Origin of the sequence: Plantactinospora sp. BB1 (genome assembly GCF_003030385.1) — a bacterium.
GTDB lineage: Bacteria > Actinomycetota > Actinomycetes > Mycobacteriales > Micromonosporaceae > Plantactinospora.
The window spans coordinates 4,661,753-4,678,657 of record NZ_CP028159.1; the positions used below are offsets into that span (position 1 = coordinate 4,661,753).

General features: G+C 71.5%; 10 protein-coding genes. 6 read left to right on the plus strand and 4 right to left on the minus strand.

The features are described 5' to 3' along the window. Nucleotides 1-367: 367 nt before the first annotated feature. Entirely contained in the window at nucleotides 368-1,831 is a 1,464-nt protein-coding gene (locus C6W10_RS20345) for a non-reducing end alpha-L-arabinofuranosidase family hydrolase (protein WP_234361351.1), read from the plus strand. A 184-nt stretch (nucleotides 1,832-2,015) separates the two neighbouring features. After that, nucleotides 2,016-3,146 carry an erythromycin esterase family protein gene (locus C6W10_RS20350; protein ID WP_107259609.1) on the plus strand — a complete coding sequence of 377 codons (1,131 nt, stop codon included), beginning with the start codon at nucleotides 2,016-2,018 and terminating at the stop codon, nucleotides 3,144-3,146. 108 nt (nucleotides 3,147-3,254) lie between these two features. Here the strand turns inward: C6W10_RS20350 and C6W10_RS20355 are convergent, their stop codons facing one another. From C6W10_RS20355 to C6W10_RS20365, 3 genes are all read right to left on the minus strand, one after another. Beyond that, nucleotides 3,255-6,713, minus strand: coding sequence for a discoidin domain-containing protein (locus C6W10_RS20355; RefSeq protein WP_107259611.1), 3,459 nt, complete (start codon nucleotides 6,711-6,713; stop codon nucleotides 3,255-3,257). A gap of 273 nt (nucleotides 6,714-6,986) precedes the next feature. Next, nucleotides 6,987-7,664: a response regulator transcription factor gene (locus C6W10_RS20360; RefSeq protein WP_107259613.1), complete on the minus strand. Its 678-nt coding sequence runs from the start codon at nucleotides 7,662-7,664 to the stop codon at nucleotides 6,987-6,989. After that, nucleotides 7,661-8,896 (minus strand): histidine kinase, encoded by a 1,236-nt coding sequence (locus C6W10_RS20365; RefSeq protein ID WP_107259614.1) that lies wholly within the window; start codon nucleotides 8,894-8,896, stop codon nucleotides 7,661-7,663. Before C6W10_RS20365 ends, C6W10_RS20360 begins: the two co-directional genes overlap by 4 nt. A 229-nt stretch (nucleotides 8,897-9,125) precedes the next feature. On the opposite strand from C6W10_RS20365, the gene C6W10_RS20370 reads away from it, so the two are divergent. Further along, on the plus strand, nucleotides 9,126-10,952 hold the full coding sequence (locus C6W10_RS20370; RefSeq protein ID WP_107264123.1) for an ABC transporter ATP-binding protein: 1,827 nt from the start codon (nucleotides 9,126-9,128) through the stop codon (nucleotides 10,950-10,952). Further along, nucleotides 10,949-12,694, plus strand: coding sequence for an ABC transporter ATP-binding protein (locus C6W10_RS20375; protein WP_107259615.1), 1,746 nt, complete (start codon nucleotides 10,949-10,951; stop codon nucleotides 12,692-12,694). Before C6W10_RS20370 ends, C6W10_RS20375 begins: the two co-directional genes overlap by 4 nt. On the opposite strand, the gene C6W10_RS20380 is transcribed toward C6W10_RS20375, so the two are convergent. After that, entirely contained in the window at nucleotides 12,672-14,360 is a 1,689-nt protein-coding gene (locus C6W10_RS20380) for a phospholipid carrier-dependent glycosyltransferase (RefSeq protein WP_234361352.1), read from the minus strand. The two genes, C6W10_RS20375 and C6W10_RS20380, sit on opposite strands and share 23 nt — an antisense overlap. A 239-nt stretch (nucleotides 14,361-14,599) precedes the next feature. Between C6W10_RS20380 and C6W10_RS20385 the strand changes: the two genes are divergently transcribed. Together C6W10_RS20385 and C6W10_RS38040 are read left to right on the plus strand one after the other, a co-directional pair. Beyond that, nucleotides 14,600-14,929, plus strand: coding sequence for a hypothetical protein (locus tag C6W10_RS20385; RefSeq protein WP_234359252.1), 330 nt, complete (start codon nucleotides 14,600-14,602; stop codon nucleotides 14,927-14,929). A gap of 404 nt (nucleotides 14,930-15,333) precedes the next feature. Then, on the plus strand, nucleotides 15,334-16,875 hold the full coding sequence (locus C6W10_RS38040) for a hypothetical protein (protein ID WP_199853700.1): 1,542 nt from the start codon (nucleotides 15,334-15,336) through the stop codon (nucleotides 16,873-16,875). The last annotated feature ends 30 nt before the right edge of the window (nucleotides 16,876-16,905 follow it).

Genomic DNA, 16,905 nt, shown 5'->3' on the forward strand with positions numbered 1-16,905 from the left:
CAAGCACACCCGGGGTGGCGCCGACGCGGGGCACGGGACGCCTTTCGAGCCCCCGGCCGCGCCGACAGGCACGCGCGGGACGGGCCAGGCAGTGCAGTGCAGTGCAGTGCAGGCCGTCCACGGGCACGCGTCACCGCATGCCCCACTGCCGGCGGTCGCCGGGTACGGCCAACCGGCGTCTCCCCGCCGACCTCCCGAGCCGATCGGCGCCCCGGTGCACCTCGCCGCCCGGCTCCAACCGGCTCCCCGCCACCGGGCGGACGGCCGGGGCGAGAGCCGGAACGAGGCGCGAGGCCGATGCGGGCATGTCCGGGTGCCGCGTACCCCAGCGCGGCGCCACCCCCAGCGCGACTGTAAGGAGTCTCCAGTGCGACAACCAGCCAGACTACGAGCCGGCATCCTCGTGGCGGTCAGCGGAATGGTCGCCGCCGCCGGGGCGGTGACCGTGCTGCCCGCACACGCCGTCGCGGCCGGCTGCTCGGTGAACTACTCGATATCGTCGCAGTGGCCGGGCGGGTTCGGCGCCAACGTCACCGTGACGAACCTGGGTGACCCGATCAACGGCTGGACCCTCACCTGGACCTACGGCGTCGGGCAGCGGGTCACCCAGGCGTGGAACGCGTCGGTGACGCAGAGCGGCGCCCAGGTCACCGCCAGAAACGTCGGCTACAACGCCTCGATAGCCCGCAACGCGAGCGCGTCGTTCGGCCTCAACGGGTCGTGGACCGGCAGCAACCCGGCGCCCTCGTCGTTCGCCCTGAACGGCACCACCTGCACCGGTGGGGTCACCGACCCGCCGACCGATCCCCCGACGAACCCGCCCACGGATCCGCCGACGACCCCGCCGACCGACCCGCCCACGAACCCGCCGACCGGAAGCCTGCCGACCAGCTTCCGGTGGAACTCCACCGGCGTACTCGTCGGGCCGAAGAACGACGGCCGCGACATCGCCGGCATCAAGGACCCCTCGGTCGTCTACCACAACGGCCGCTACCACGTCTTCGCCAGCACGGCGAAGTCGGCGGGCTACAACCTGGTCTACTTCAACTTCACCGACTGGTCCGAGGCCGGCAACGCCACCTTCCACTACCTCGACCAAGCGCCGCTCGGCACCGGATACCGGGCCGCGCCGCAGGTCTTCTACTTCGCCCCGCAGCGGCTCTGGTATCTGGTCTACCAGACCGGCAACGCGTCGTACTCCACCAACCCCGACATCGGCGACCCGAACGGCTGGACCGCGCCGAGGCACTTCTACAGCGGGATGCCACAGATCATCGAGGAGAACATCGGCGACGGCTACTGGGTCGACATGTGGGTCATCTGCGACACCGCCAACTGCCACCTCTTCTCCTCCGACGACAACGGCCACCTCTACCGGTCGCAGACCACGTTGGCGAACTTCCCCAACGGGATGAGCCAGCCGGTGATCACCATGCAGGACGCCGACCGGTACCGGCTCTTCGAGGCCGCCAACGTCTACCGGGTCGCCGGGCGGGACCAGTACCTGCTGCTCCACGAGGCGATCGGCTCGGACGGGCGCCGCTGGTTCCGCTCCTGGACGTCCTCGGACATCGCCGGTCCGTGGCAGGTGCTCGCCGCCGAGGAGAACAACCCGTTCGCCCGGGCCAACAACGTCAGCTTCCCGGACGGGGCCTGGACCCGGGACATCAGCCACGGCGAGCTGGTCCGCACCGACGTGGACCAGACCCTCACGATCAGCCCCTGCAACCTGCGCTATCTCTACCAGGGCATGGACCCCAGCGCCGGTGGGGACTACAACAGCCTCCCCTGGCGCCTCGCGCTCTTGACCCAGACCAACTCCACCTGCTGAGCGGATCGGCCCCGGTTCGCCGCGGGCACGGCCCCGTCGACCGGTCGAGGGGAGACAGCACGGCACGGTCTCCCCCGCCGCCGACGGGGCTGCCGCCCGCCCCGGTTGAGGCTTGGCGACGGCAGTCACGGAGCGTCGCTCAGCAAAAGCCTCAAATTGAGTTTCAATGGTACGTTTAAGCCACATGAGCCAGCAGATTCGGGACCTCGTACCCGAGCCATGTGATGTGCTCGCCCTGGGCGAGCCGACCCACCAGGAACCCGCGTTCGTCGCGATCCGCAACGAACTCTTCGCCCAGCTCGTCGAGATCGGCTTCCGTTCGATCGCCCTCGAGACCGACCGGGTGGCCGCGTTCGTCGTCGACGACCACGTGAGACACGGGACCGGAAGCCTCGACTCGGTACTGCGGGAAGGCTTCTCCCACGGCTTCGGCGCCCTGGACGCCAACCGGCGGCTGGTCGCCTGGATGCGGGAACACAACCGGGACCGGCCGGAGCGGGAGCACCTCACCTTCCACGGCTTCGACGCCCCGACCGAGAACACCAGCGCACCCAGTCCGAGACGCTTTCTCGAGTACGTACGCGACTATCTGCACGTCGAGAATCTCGACATCGCCGGCATCGCCGGGGACGACCGTCGCTGGAGCCGCGCCGAGGCGGTCCTCGACTTCGCCATGTCGATGGGCGCGACACCCGAAGCCGGACGGCTGCGGGAGATCGGCGAGGATCTGCGCACCAGGCTCTACGCCCGGGCACCGGAGCTGATCGCGAGGACCTCCCGCGCCGAGTGGCTCCGGGCCAGGACCGAGCTGGATGCCGGCCTCGGGCTGCTGCACTACCACTGGCAGGCGGCGCGGCCGCTCGGGCAGAGCGACCGGTTCCACCTCCTGCTGACCACCCGGGACACCCTGATGGCGCGCAATCTGCTCGACATCCGCGGCGTCGAGGCGGCCCGCGGCCCGACCATGCTCTTCGGCCACAACAGTCACCTGCGCGGAGCCGGCGAGGCCCGGAGCGCGGCCGACACCGGCGCCGACTGGTTCGGCGCCGGCGCGATCGTCGACTCCCTGCGGATCGGCAGGTACTTCTGCGTCGCGGCCAGTCTGGGCCGCAGCGAGGCTCTCCAGTTGGGCGAGCCGGAGCCGGACACCTTCGAGGGTCTCCTGCAACGCCGCGTCACCGGCTGGGGCCTGATCCCGGCCGCCGAGGTGCCCCCGGCTCGTACCCGGACCGACCCCACCCCCCGGCAGGGCTATTTCCCGCTCGACCAGGCGACCATCGACGGAGCCGACGCGATCCTGCACGTCACCGGCTGAGGCGCGCGCCGGCCACCGTGGCCGGAGGGCCGTGGCCCCGGGAGACGGCAGCTCTCGCCGTCCGGGTGGCCACGGCCCTCGTCGCCGTGATCCCTGCCGGACCGGGCCCTAGCCGATCGGCTCGACCCAGATGTTGCGGTAGAAGAGGTTGGGGCCGGGGTCACCGTGGTCCTGTAGCCGGATCGGGCCCACCGAGGGTCCCTCCGGGGCACCCCCGCCGGTCGGCCCGTTGATCTCGGCGTTGTCGTGCACGGTTACGCCGTTCCACACCACGGTGACCCGGGCGTTCTCCGTCTTGACCCCGGCCGCGTCGAACCGGGCGGCCCGGAACGTCACGTCGTACGTCTGCCAGGTCTGCGGCGCGGTCGCCGCGTTCACCCTCGGCGCCAGTTTCTCGTAGATGGCGCCGCACTCGTTGGTGGCCGGGGTGGTGTCGCCGTACGAGTCGAGCACCTGCAACTCGTACCGGTCCTGGAGGTAGATGCCGCTGTTGGCCCGGGCCTGCCCGGTGACGTCCGCCGGCAGGTTCGGCAACCAGAACTCGACGTGCAGCCTGAAGTCGCCGAAGCTCTGCCGGCTGCGGATGTCGCCGCCGAGCACCTCCACCCCGCCGTTGCCCAGCGGCCAGGTCGGGTTCGCCCCGTTCGGCTGCTGGAAGTTGTTCATGTTGGACCCGTCGAAGAGGGTGATCCGGCCGGGCGCCCCGCCGGGGCCGTACACCTCGAACTCGTAGATCCGGGCCGCGTTGTCGGTGGTACTGGTCGGCGCGGTCACGGCGAGTCGCGCGTACCTGGCCTGGGTGGCCGGGACGTCGTGCGTGGTGACGTTCGCCGTGTTGCCGGTGACGTTCGCGACCGTGCTCCAGGCGGTGCCGTTGGTGCTGACCTGGACGGCGAAGTCCCGGGTGTTCCAGGCGGTGTTCTCCCCACCGGCACCGGCGTGCCGGACCACGAACCGCTGCACGCTCTGGGTGGCCCCGAGGTCGACCTGCAACCACTTGGTGCCGCCGAGCGAGCACCACTTGTCGCTGTTGCCGCCGGTCACGCTGCCGTTGACCGCCTGCGCCGGTCCCTCGGTGGCGGAGCAGGAGCTGTCCGCCGTCGCCGGCCGGCCCAGGGCGAGATTGGCCGTCGGCGGAGCCGCCCCGCCGTAGACCTCGAACTCGTAGATCCGGGCCGCGTTGTTGCCGTCGCTGGCCGGGGTGGTGACGGCGAGCCGGAGGTACCGGGCCTGGGTGGCCGCGAAGGTGTGCGTGGTGGTGTTGGCCGTGTTGCCGGTGACGTTCGCGACCGTGCTCCAGGCCGTGCCGTTGGTGCTGACCTGGACCGCGAAGTCCCGGGTGTTCCAGCCGGCGGCCTCGCCACCGGCACCGGCGTGCGCCACGACGACCCGGTTCACGCTCTGCGCCGAGCCCAGGTCGACCTGCAACCACCGGCTGGAGCCCGTCGAGCACCACTTGTCGAGGTTGCCCGAGGTGGTGGTCCCGTTGACGGCCTTCGCCGGGCCCTCCACCGCCGAGCAGGAGCTGTCGGCCGTGGCCGGCCGGCCCAGGGCGAGGTTGACCGGCGGCGTCTGGCCGGGGATCGCGTTGAGGGTGTACCAGACCTCGGTGCTCCAGAGTGCCTGGCCGTCGCTGGCGCTGAACGGCCGGGGTGAGCGGACGTGGACGACCCGGCCGGCCTTGAGCCCGTTGACGACCAGGGTGACCTTCCTGCCGTCGGCCGAGAGTGTCGCGGAGGAGACCGAGAGCGTCTCCTCGTCCACCTTCGGCCCGCCGTAGGCGGCGGTCGGGACGTACCGCCACTGCTTGACCCGGTACTTCGAGGCGAGCGCGGTCGCGGTCGCCGTCGAGAGCGGCTTGGTGTACTCGATCTCGAACCCGTTCGACCGGGCCCGCATCGCCAGCATGTCGAAGGTGTTGCTGCCGTTCGGGGTGATCTTCTGGAGGCCGTGGCTGAGCTTGCCCTCCTGGCCCCAGTTGCCGCCGCCGTGCAGCCCGCCGGTGTAGAGGGCGCCGTCCGGGCCGAGGCTGACCTCGGAGACGCCGGCCTCCAAGCCCTGTGTCATCCGGAACAGCGCGCCCTGGTATTCACCGTTGACCTTCTCCAGGTACGCCCGCTGGAGGCCGCCGTACGTCACGTCGCCGATCGCCATCTGGCCGGCGAAGACGCCCTGGGTCATCATCACCGGGGTACTCGGCGAGTTGCCGATCTCGTTCTGCGGGAACCAGATGACCGGCTGGGTCACCGGGTTGTTGTCGAACGGCCCGGCCGGGTTGAGGTAGTGGTTGAAGAACCGGTCCTGCTTGATGTGCAGCAGCTTGGACGCCGGCTGGTAGCCGCCCTGGTTGTCGGTGACGAAGAGCCCGCCCTCCGGCCCCCAACCGATCCCGTGCGGGGTACGCAGCCCGCCCGCGATGTACGACACCGCGCCGGTGCTCCGGTTCACCCTGATCGTGGTGCCCCGGTTCCCCGCCGGCTGCGGATCCGTGGTGGCGCCGCCGTAGTTGATGGACACCGAGAGGTTCAGGTAGAAGAACCCGTCGGCGTAGAGCAGCCCGAACCCGAACTCGTGGAAGTTCCCGCCGAACGGCCAGGTGGCCACGGTCCGGTAGTTGTCGGTCACCCCGTCCCCGTTGGTGTCGTTCAGCTCGGTCAGCCGGTGCTTCTCGGAGACGTACAGCTTGCCGTCGACGACCTTGATCCCCATCGGCTCCTGGAGTCCGCTGGCGACCCGGGTCCGGGTCACCTGGGCCGGGCTGGTGTTGCCGGTGACGTTGCCAAGCAGCCAGACCTCGCCGGCGGTGGTCAGCGAACCGCCCCAGGTGAGCACCGCGAGGCGCCCGTCCGGAAGCCAGTCGAAGCCGGTGACCTGCGGTTCGAAGCCGCTGGGCCGCAGGTTCGTCAGCGTGTAGTTCGGGTGTACGGCGGTCAGCGGCAGGCCGTCACCGGGCGAGTCCCCGCTGGCCTCGCACTCCTTGCGGCCGGGCGCGGTCACCCGGACGACCCCGGCGTCGGTGCTGAGTACCGAGTTCGGCACGGTCACGAAGGAGGTCGAGCCGGGGGTACGCCACTGCAACGTCAACTGCTGGCCGCCGTCGCGTTCGAAGTGCTCGATGCGCAGCGAGTGGTAGCCGGGGCCGAGGTCGACCGTGCCGTCCTTCGGGTCCGGTCCGTGCAGCCCGTCGTGGTCGACCACGACGGCGTCGTCGATCAGCAGCCGCGACCCGTCGTCGCTGATCAGCCGGAAGGTGTAGCTGCCGGCCTGGGCGATGTTGATGTTGCCGAGGACCTGGGCGAGGAAGTAGTTCTCGAAGCCGAAGTCGGCCGCGCTGGTCCAGTTGACCGTCGGCATCAGCTTGTCGACGTTCGGCGTCTGGGCGGCCTTGAGGGTGCAGAGGTTGTTCAGCGGGACCTGGAGGTCGAAGACCCGCAGGGTGACACCGGGCTCCTGCGGCGGCGGCGCGGCCGTGGCGGCGCCGGTCGGCAGGCAGACGGCCGCGACGGCGAGCGCGGTGGCGACCGCGCCGAGAATCGGCGTACGCGCTCGTCGGAATGGTAGGAACATGTTTCCTCCCAGGGGTGAGCGGGACGACGCCGCGCCGTGACGCGCATGGCGGACCGCTCGGCGGCGCACCGTGCTCGGCCGACGGACGACATCGTGACGTCCTGTACCTGACCTGGCACGCCGCTGCCTGGCGAGGCAAACCCTACGATCGTTACGTTTGGATGTCTAGATGTTTCGTCAAGACGGACCCAACTTTCCTAGCGGTCGACAAAAGTGCACGATCCACTGGACATGTCCGGGCGGCCGGCGCGGCGCACGGGTGGCGCGGTGGCCCTAACCGGCGAAGGGGACCAGCCCGCTCTGGTAGGCGATCACGACAAGCTGCGCGCGGTCCCGCGCGCCCAGCTTCCCCATCGTCCGGCTGACGTGCGTGCGCGCGGTGGCCGGACTGAGGAAGAGCGCGGCACCGATCTCGTCGTTGCTCATGCCCTGCCCCACCAGGGCGAGCACCTCGCGCTCCCGGTCGGTCAGCACCGCCAGCCGGTCCTCGCCCTCCCTGGCAGTCCGACGTCGCGCGGTGAACTGGCTGATGAGACGGCGGGTGATCCGAGGTGCGAGCAGCGCGTCCCCGGCGGCGACCACCCGGATGGCGTGCAGGAGTTCGGCCGGCCCCGCGTCCTTGAGCAGGAACCCGCTCGCCCCCGCCTGTAGGGCCTCGAAGACGTTGTCGTCGGTGTCGTAGGTGGTCAGGATGAGAACCCTGACCTGCTCCATCCCGTTCGTCTCGGCAATCTGGCCGGTGGCGCGTATCCCGTCCAGCCGGGGCATGCGGATGTCCATCAGGACCACGTCGGGACGGCTGGCGCGGGCGAGTTCGACCGCCTCGGCACCGTTGGTGGCCTCACCGACCACCGTGATGTCGTCCTCCAGGTCGAGCAGGACCCTGAAACCGGACCGGACCAGCCGCTCGTCGTCGGCGATCAGCACTCTGATCGGCGGGGCGGAGTTCACGACGCCGGTCCGACCGGGGCGAGCGGCAGGTGCGCGGTGACCTCGAAGCCGCCCTCGGGACGCGGTTTCGCGTCGAGTTCGCCGCCGAGCAGCCGGCAGCGCTCGCGCATCCCGGTGATGCCGCGACCGGTGGCGGGTGAGGCGCCGGGGCGAGCCGGGGCGGACGAGGCTTCCCGGCCGCCCTCGTCGACCACCCGTACCCGCAGCGCGTCGACGCCGGGTTGGAGTACCACCGTCACCCGGGTCGGGCCGACGTGCCGGATCACGTTGGTGATCGATTCCTGCACGATGCGGTACGCGGCACTGCCCACCGCGCTCGGCAGCGGTGTCACCGGCGAGGCCCGCTCGACCCCGATCTCCAGTCCCGCCTCGCGGGCCTTGTCGGCGAGTTCGTCGATCTGGTCGAGACCCGGGTACGGCTCGCGCTCGTCGCCGTCGCGCAGCACACCGAGGATGGCACGCATCTCCAGCAGTGCCCGGGAACTGGTCTCCTCGATGGTGTGCAGCGCTTCGCGGGCCTGCTCCGGCCGCTTGTCCAGCACGTGCGCGGTGACGCCGGACTGCACGTTGATGATGGCGATCGCGTGCGCGACCGTGTCGTGGACCTCCCGGGCGATCCGCAGCCGTTCGGCCGCGACCCGGGCCCGGGCCTCCTCCTCGCGGGACCGCTCCGCCAGCTCCGCCCGCTGCTGCGCATCGGCCGCGATGACCCGGCGGGACCGGACGGACTCGCCGAGCGTCGTGCTGATCACCGACCCGCCGATCCGGAAGAAGACCCAGCCGAGAGCCGCCCGCGGCTCGATGTCCGCGGCGGCGAGCAGCCAGCCGACGGCCAGCACCGTGGTGCCCGCGGCGGCGATCCGCAGCGATCGGTGGCCGTCGCCGTAGGCGGCGAGGCTGTAGAGGGCGACGAAGAGACCGAGATAGGAGAGCCGGTCGGGGAAGCCGAGTCCGAAGTAGACCAGGCTGGCCAGCGCGGTGACGGCGAAGACCGCGACCGGCCACCGGCGACGGGCGGCGACGGCCACCCCGCTCACGACCAACAGGAGGTAACCGGCGTTGCCGAAGTCCGAGACCGGCCGGGAGACCGGTTCGGGCAGACCGACCCCGTAGTCGGCGACGCTCAGAATCTGGATCACGGTGACGAAGAGCGCGAGGAGCAGGTCCGAGAACCAGGCGGGCCGGCGGGAGAACCAGGCGGAGGTCTGCCCCGACACCGCCCCCAGCTCCATGCCGTGATCGTACGACACCCGTCACGGCAGGTGCCGCCGCCGCGAAGCGGCACCGGGTACGCCGGCCGACGTAGCCGACCACCCGCTCGGTACGCGGGTTTACGTAACCGGCGTCGTCCGTCGACGGAAGCGACGCATGCCCGGTCGGCGCGACGATCGACGGCATGCAGAGGAATCTCGCCCGCCGAACGGGGACCCGGGGTGACTGGGTATGGACGGCGGGAAACCGATGAGCGCGGTCGGTCTCGCCGAGCCGAGGGAGCGGCCCGACCCCACCGAGCCCGGACCGGGACGGAGCCTGGCGGTACTGCTGCGGCCGTTCGTCGCCAGTTTCGCCGTGGTGGTGATCCTCCAGGTCGTCGGCGCCGTCGCGGGGCTCGCGCCGCTGCTGGCGGTCGTCGAACTGGGCCGTACCCTGTTGTCCCCCGGCCCGGTCGACGACGGACATGTCCGGACCGTCGTCGTCGCGGGGGTGCTCGGGCTCTTCGTCCGGCTGCTCTTCACCGCGGCGTCCTCCGGCGTCGGGCATGCCGTGGACAGCCGGGTGCAGCTGTCGTTCCGCCGGCAACTGGCGCAACGGTTGGGTCGGGTACCGATCGGCTGGCTCTCCCGACGCCGCACCGGCGAACTGGCGAAGGTGCTGGGCGAGGACGTGACCGCCGTGCACCCGTTCATCGCCCACACCCCCGGCGAACTCGTCTCCGCCTTCGTCGTGCCGCTGGTGTCGCTGGTCTACCTGTGCACCGTCGACTGGCGGCTCACCCTCGTCACGCTGATCCCGGTGCTGCTGGCGGTGGCGCTGGTCCCGCTGATGATGACCCCGACCCGGCTCCGCGAGCAGCAGGAGTTCGACGCGGCGATGGGACGGATCGCGAATTCCGTCGTCGAGTTCGTCCAGGGAATCGCCGTGGTCAAGACCTTCGGCGGAACCGGGCGGGCCCACCACGCCTTCCGGACCTCCGTGGACGACTTCGTCAGCTCCTTCTTCCGGATGGTGCGCGGCCTCGCCGGGATCGCCGCCGGGATGCAGGTCGCGCTCTCCCCACCGTTCGTGCTGCTGGCCGTGTTGATCGGCGGTGCGGCCCTGCTCACCACCGGTTCGATGGCCCCGGCGGACCTGCTGCCGTTCCTGCTGCTCGGACTCGGCCTGACCGCTCCGGTGGCGGCGCTCGGGCACGGCTTCGACGACATGCAGACCGCCCGACGCGCGGTGGGACGGATCCGGGACGTGCTCGCGGTGCCGCCGCTGCCCGAACCCGCGCGCCCGGTCGCGCCGCGGGGACACCTGGTGGAGATCCGGGACGTCCGGTTCGGCTATCTGCCCGACCACGAGGTGCTGCGCGGGATCGACCTGGTGCTGCCGAGCGGTACGGTGACCGCGATCGTCGGGCCCTCCGGGAGCGGAAAGTCGACGCTGGCCCAACTGCTGCCCCGGTTCTTCGACCCGACCCACGGCTCGGTCCGGCTGGGCGGCGTCGACCTGCGCGAGATCGGCAGCCGGGACCTCTACCGGATGGTCTCCTTCGTCTTCCAGGACGTCCGCCTGCTGCGCGCGACGGTCGCCGAGAACATCGCACTGGCGGTACCTCGGGCCGACCTCGCCGACGTGGTCCGCGCCGCCGAACTGGCCAACATCCACCAGCGGATCCTGGAGCTGCCGCGCGGCTACGAGACGGTGGTCGGCGAGGAGGCCGAACTCTCCGGTGGCGAGGCGCAGCGGATCTCGATCGCCCGCGCGCTGCTGGCCGACGCCCCCGTACTGGTACTCGACGAGGCGACCGCCTTCGCCGACCCGCAGACCGAACTCGCGGTACGCCGGGCCCTGGCCACCCTGCGGGCGGGCCGGACGATCCTGGTGATCGCGCATCGGCTGGAGACGATCGCCGACGCCGACTGCGTCGTGGTGCTGGAGAACGGGTCGATCGTCGAGCGCGGCAGCCCCGCCGAACTACTGGCCCGGGACGGGCGCTTCGCCGCGTACTGGCGATCACACCGGTCGGCGCTCGCCGACGGTCCCGAACCCGCTGGCGTACCGCAGGGAGGCGAGGTCCGATGATCCGGATGCTGCTGCGCGTGCTGGGCCGCGAACACGCCCGGCCGGTACGCCGGACCGTGGCGCTGATGACGGCGACCGCGGTAGTGGAGGGCCTCTGCTACGCACTGCTGGTCCCGGTGCTGCGGAAGCTGTTCGGCGGCACCCCCGACGACGCCTGGCCCTGGCTGACCGGGTTCGGGGCCGTGGTCGCCGGCTACGCGGTGCTGCGCTACCTCAGCGACGTCTCCGGCTTCCGCGCCGCGACCACCCTGTTGCGGGGCATGTACCACCGGCTCGGTGACCACCTGGCCCGGCTCCCCGTCGGCTGGTACAGCGCCGCCCGGGTCGGCGAGGTCTCCGTACTGGCCAGCCGGGGCGTCCTCCAGGCGATGGGGGTGATCGCGCACCTGCTGGCACCGTCGATCTCCGCCAGCGTGACGCCGCTGACCATCGTCGCCGTGATGCTCGCCTTCGACTGGCGGATGGGCCTGGCCGCGCTGGCCGCCGTACCGGTCGTGGCGGCGGTCCAGCTCTGGACGGGACGCGCGATGGCCGCCGCCGACACCGAGCGCGCCGAGCGTGACCACGAGGCCACCGGGCGGGTCATCGAGTACCTCCAGGCACAGCCGGTGCTCCGGGCCGGCGGCCGTACCGTCGAGCGGTTCCGACTCCTCGACGACGCGCTGCGCGAGGTCGAACGCGCGTCCCGGCGTGGCATCCGGTCGGCGCTGCCCGGCGTGCTGGGCCTGACCCTGGTGGTGCAGGCGGTCTTCACCCTGCTGCTGGTGCTCGGCGCCTACCTCGCGCTGGGCGGGCGGATCGGCACGGCCGAGGTCCTGACCATCCTGGTGCTGGCCGCCCGGTGCGCGGATCCGCTGCTGTCGCTGTCGGACATCGGCAGCCAACTGCGTGGCGCGCGTGCCGAGCTGGCCAGACTCGACGCGCTGCTGCGCACCGAGCCGCTGCCGGAACCCCGCGAGCCCAGCCAGCCGGAGGGCCACGATCTGGCGTTCGACTCCGTCTCGTTCCGGCACGGCGACCGTACGGTGCTCGACGACCTCTCGCTCGCCGTGCCGCAGGGGCAGCGGCTCGCCGTGGTCGGACCGTCCGGTGCGGGCAAGACGACCCTGTTGCGGCTGCTCGCGCGCTTCTACGACGTGCACGCGGGGGCGGTCCGGGTGGGCGGGGTGGACGTACGCGAGATCGACACCGACCTGCTGATGGCGCGGATCGCCTTCGTCTTCCAGGACGTCTATCTCTTCGCCGGCACGATCGAGGAAAACGTGCGTCTCGGCCGTCCCGACGCGAGCGATGCCGAGGTACGGGCGGCGGCGACCGCCGCCCGGTTGGACGACGTGCTCGAGCGCCTGCCCGGCGGGTGGGCGACGAACGTCGGCGAGGGCGGCGCGCTGCTCTCCGGTGGTGAGCGGCAACGGGTCTCGATCGCGCGGGCGCTGCTGAAGAACGCGCCCATCGTGCTGCTGGACGAGGTGACCTCGGCGCTGGATCCGGTGAACGAGGCGGCCGTGCACGAGGGGATCGAGCGGCTGATGGCGGGCCGGACGGTGGTGATGGTGGCACACCGGCCGCGGAGTGTCCGCCGCGCCGACCGGGTCGTGCTGCTGGACGGCGGTCGGATCGTGGCGGAGGGAGACCACGACGAGCTGCTCCGCCGTGGCGGCCGCTACGCCGATTTCTGGAGCGCCTCCATGACCCCGGCCGGCGACCGACGTCTCCCGGTCACGGGCGACGGTAGATGGTGATCGAGTGGCCGACCTGGTCGATCGGCCTGCTGCTCTCGATCAGCGTGCTCAGTGGGGGTCCGGCCTTGGCGACCCGGCTGTTCGACACGACGAGCAACCCGTGCACCTCGCTCGGCGGGACCTTGAGCGGGTCGGCCGCGACGATTCCGTAGTAGGACGGCACCCCGCTGCCCTTGTAGACGAGCCAGACCCGCTCCCCCGGGTACCGCTGCCGGAGGCGGTCGGCCAGTCGTCCCAGGTCCTGCCCCCAGTCGACGTTCGAGTCGTGCAGGTGCCGGTGCGTCCTCGCCGGCCCGCCGAAGGCCTCGTTCGAGTACGGCAGGTAGTAGGGGTAGGTACTCAGCGAGCTGACCGCGACGAACAGGACCAGTGCCCCGGTCACCGCCGGCGCCCACCGCCAGCGGACGGCGACCACGGCAGCGGCGGCGACCGCCAGGAACATCGGCAGGAAGATGACGTACCGGACGCCGAAGTCACGGGATCCGGTCACCGCCACGGCCAGCAGCACCGCCGGGGGGACCAGCACGTACGGCACCACGGCGCGAAGCCGGGGCACCAGCACCAGCGCCACGGTGCCGGCCAGCCAGAGCGCGAGCGCGCCGAGCGGCGTCTTCACCAGCATCGCGGCCGGCAGGTAATACCACCGCGAGCCTCGGTAGTGTCGGCCGAACAGGAAGCCACTGAGCGTCTTGTCCTCGATGAGGAACTGGAACCGCATCCCGTCCCGGTAGGGCTGCGGGAACGGCAGCCAGTCCAGGGCCAGCCCGCGCAGCCCGTGCACGGCACGCAGGTTCTCCGGCGTCGCCCAGCCCAACCGGGGATCGACGACCAGGTAGCTGGCCCACACCACGGCGATCGCGACCAGCCCGACGCCGACCCCCGCCGCCGCGCCGAGCCCGAGCAGCCGGGCCCCGGTGCGCGCGCCGAGGTCGCTCCGGCGGCCGGCGTACCAGACGGAGACGACGACCAGCAGGAGCAGCACCGGCACCGCCGCCAACGCGCTCATCCTGGTGGCCAGGGCCGCGCCGAGTGCCACCGCGGCGAGTGGCAGGTAGCGCAGCGGTCGGCGGCGGGCCCGCCACAGCAGCCAGACCGACGTCAACAGGAACCCCGACGCGGGTACGTCGAGTGTGGCCAACGACCCGTGCGCGATGACGTCGGGCGAGAAGGCGTACAGCGCGAGCGCCACCGATCCGCCCACCCGGCCGACGAGGTCACCGGCGAACAGGTAGACGACCAGTCCGAACAGCAGCGTCAACAGGATCATCGGCAACCGCGCCAGCAACATCAGCCGCCCGGGGTCGTTACCGGACTCGTAGAGCAGATGCCGCCCGACCGCCCCCTGGGAACCGGTGAAGGCAGGGTCGAAGCGCGCGTCGGCGAAGAGCAGCCCGGCTCCGATGATCAGCTTTCCGAGTGGCGGATGCTCGGGGTTGTACCGCAGGCTGTGCTCCCGCAGGTAGACCATGGCGGTACCCACGTAGACCGGTTCGTCGATGGTGGGGGTCTGCCGCAGGGCGGTGCTGACCATCGCCGCCGCCATCTGCCCGAGCAGCGCCACCACGACGAGCCCGAAGAGCCACCGTCGGTGCCGCCGCAGCCGGTCGAACCGGTCCGGCCGCCCGGTGCCGCTCGGGGCGGACCGGGCAGCCGCGACCGAGGGCACAACGGTCTGCTCACCCTCGGGTTCGACGGGCGGGTGCTGTTCCGGAGTCATTGTCCAGGTGGCCTGGTGGGCGTGGCGATCAGGACCGCCACGCTGGCCGTCCGCCATGCATCATGGCACGGCCCGACCCGAGCCGCCGCCCGGCTCGGCGTTCCGAGCCGGAGACCGCCCGGCGGCCGCCCGAGCGCCGCACACCCCGGTCACGTTTCGCCGCCGGCGGTCGCGGGAAGGAGACGGGCATGCATCCGCACACGCCCGCAGTGCCCGGCATGCCGACCGAGCCGCTGCCGATCGCCCAGGTCAACACCGGAATGTCCGTGCTGGACGTCACCGGCCAACACGTCGGAACGGTGTCGGCCGTCCAGCAGCCCGGCACCGACGTACGCCCGGACGCCCCGGCCGGGGAGGCGGAGCGGTTGATGGACGCGGGCTACCTGCGGATCGATCTCGACGGCATGACCACCGCCGACGCCTACGTCGGCGGTGGTGAGGTGGCCACCGTCTCCGAGGCCGACCCCGGCGTGGTGACCCTCACGGTGCCGCGCGACGCGCTCTCCCGGGCCGGCTGAGCCGCCGTACCCGAACGGGCCGTGGCCCGGGGACCGACCGGTCCCCGGGCCACGACTGTGCCGTCGGGGCTCAGAACGGCCTCGCCCGGTTGCCGGCGCGCGATCGCGGCGGCGCGCGGTACCCGAAAAGGTTTTCAGCATCTGAACGGTGCCGCCGGCGACGCCCTCCGGCCGCGACCGCGCTGACCTGCGCCATGCGACGGCTTCGTCGACTTCGACGCAGGTCAGTTCCGGCACCTCGGCCGGCGACACATCGACGTCGGTAACAGTAGGTGCTCTTGACGGCGTCGAAGAAGACCGCCTACCGTGCCGAAAACGTTTTTATCGAAAGATCGAGATAGGTAACTCTGTTGCCTTGTCGGCGCCCACCGGCTGACGAGATCCATACCGTCGGAAGGAGCACCATGTCAGCACCACCGCACGCCTCGGGGCGCCGACGAGAGGCAGTTGTCGCGGTCGGCCTGGCGGCCGTCATGGCGATGGCGACCCTCGGAGGTTCCGCCCAGGCAGGCCCGCCGGCCACGCCGGACCGGGACCGACCGGCCGCCGCCCCGCTCGCCGTACCGGCCGACGACCTCGACCGTGGCCTGGTCTACACCGGACTCGCCGCCGACCGGTCCGGTCCGTGCGCGGGGCTGTTCCGGGTTATCGGCGTCGAACCGGCGATGTGCACCCACGGACCCGATCCGGCGCCCGCCGGCCTCTCCGTCAAGCGACCGGTGGCACCGCTGCCGGCCGGCAGGGCCGGGACGGGCAGCCAGCCGCTCGCCGTCTGCGAGGGCGACGGAGTCTCCGGCCGCCGCGTCGAGGTGCTCTACGTGCGCGGCAGCACCAGCCGGTACAACCAGTACCTGGAGACCTTCCGGCAACTCGCCGAGGCGGTCGACGTGATCTTCAACGAGAGCGCCCGGGCCACCGGCGGCGAACGGCACGTCCGGTACGTCACCGAGTCCGTCGGTGGCGCCTGCCGGCCCGTCGTCCGGGACGTGCAGATCCCCGACGCCGCGCTGAACGCCAACGACTGGGCACCACTGCTCAACGCGGTCAAGGCGGCCGGCTACACCCGTACCGACCGCAAGTATCTCCAGTTCGTCGACGCCCGGGTCTTCTGTGGACTGGGCGGGTTCGCCGGCGACACCCGCAAGAGCGACGCCAACCGGTCGAACTCCGGACCGGAGTACGCCCGGATGGACAACGGCTGCTGGAGTGCCGGCGTCGCGGCGCACGAACTCGGGCACACCCTCGGCGCCGTCAACAACAACGCGCCGAACGCCTCCGGGTACGCCCACTGCGTCGACGAGTGGGACGTGATGTGCTACAAGGACAACGCGAACACGGTGATCCAGACCAGGTGTGCGGACCGTGCCCTCGACCAGCGCCTGGACTGCAACCACGACGACTATTACCACACCAACCCGCCGGCCGGCAGCTACCTGGCCCAGTACTTCAACGTCGCCGACAACCTCTTCCTGATCCGGGGCACCGGCGGCGGCCCGGGACCGAACCCCGATCCGCCGGCCGGCAACCTGGCCCGCTCGGCCACCGCGACCGCGTCCTACACCTCGCCGTGGGAGAACGTCGCGGCGGTCAACGACGGCGTCGAGCCGACGTCGTCGAACGACGCCGCCAACCCCCGCTGGGGCACCTGGCCGGAGCAGGGTGAGCAGTGGGTCGAACTGACCTGGCCACAGGCGCAGAGCGTCTCCGCCGCCGAGGTCTACTTCTTCGACGACAACGGCGGGGTCCGCACCCCCGCCGGCTGGCGGGTGCAGTACTGGAACGGCAGCGGCTACCTGGACGTGCCCGGCGCGAGCGGTTACCCGACCGCGGTGAACCAGTACAACCGGGTCACCTTCACCGGGGTGAACACCAGCCGGCTGCGGGTCCTACTACAGGGGTCGGCGGCCTCCGTCGGCCTGCTCGAGGTACGGGTCGCCGCCGGCTGATCCGGCACCACCGATGACCGGTACGGCGGG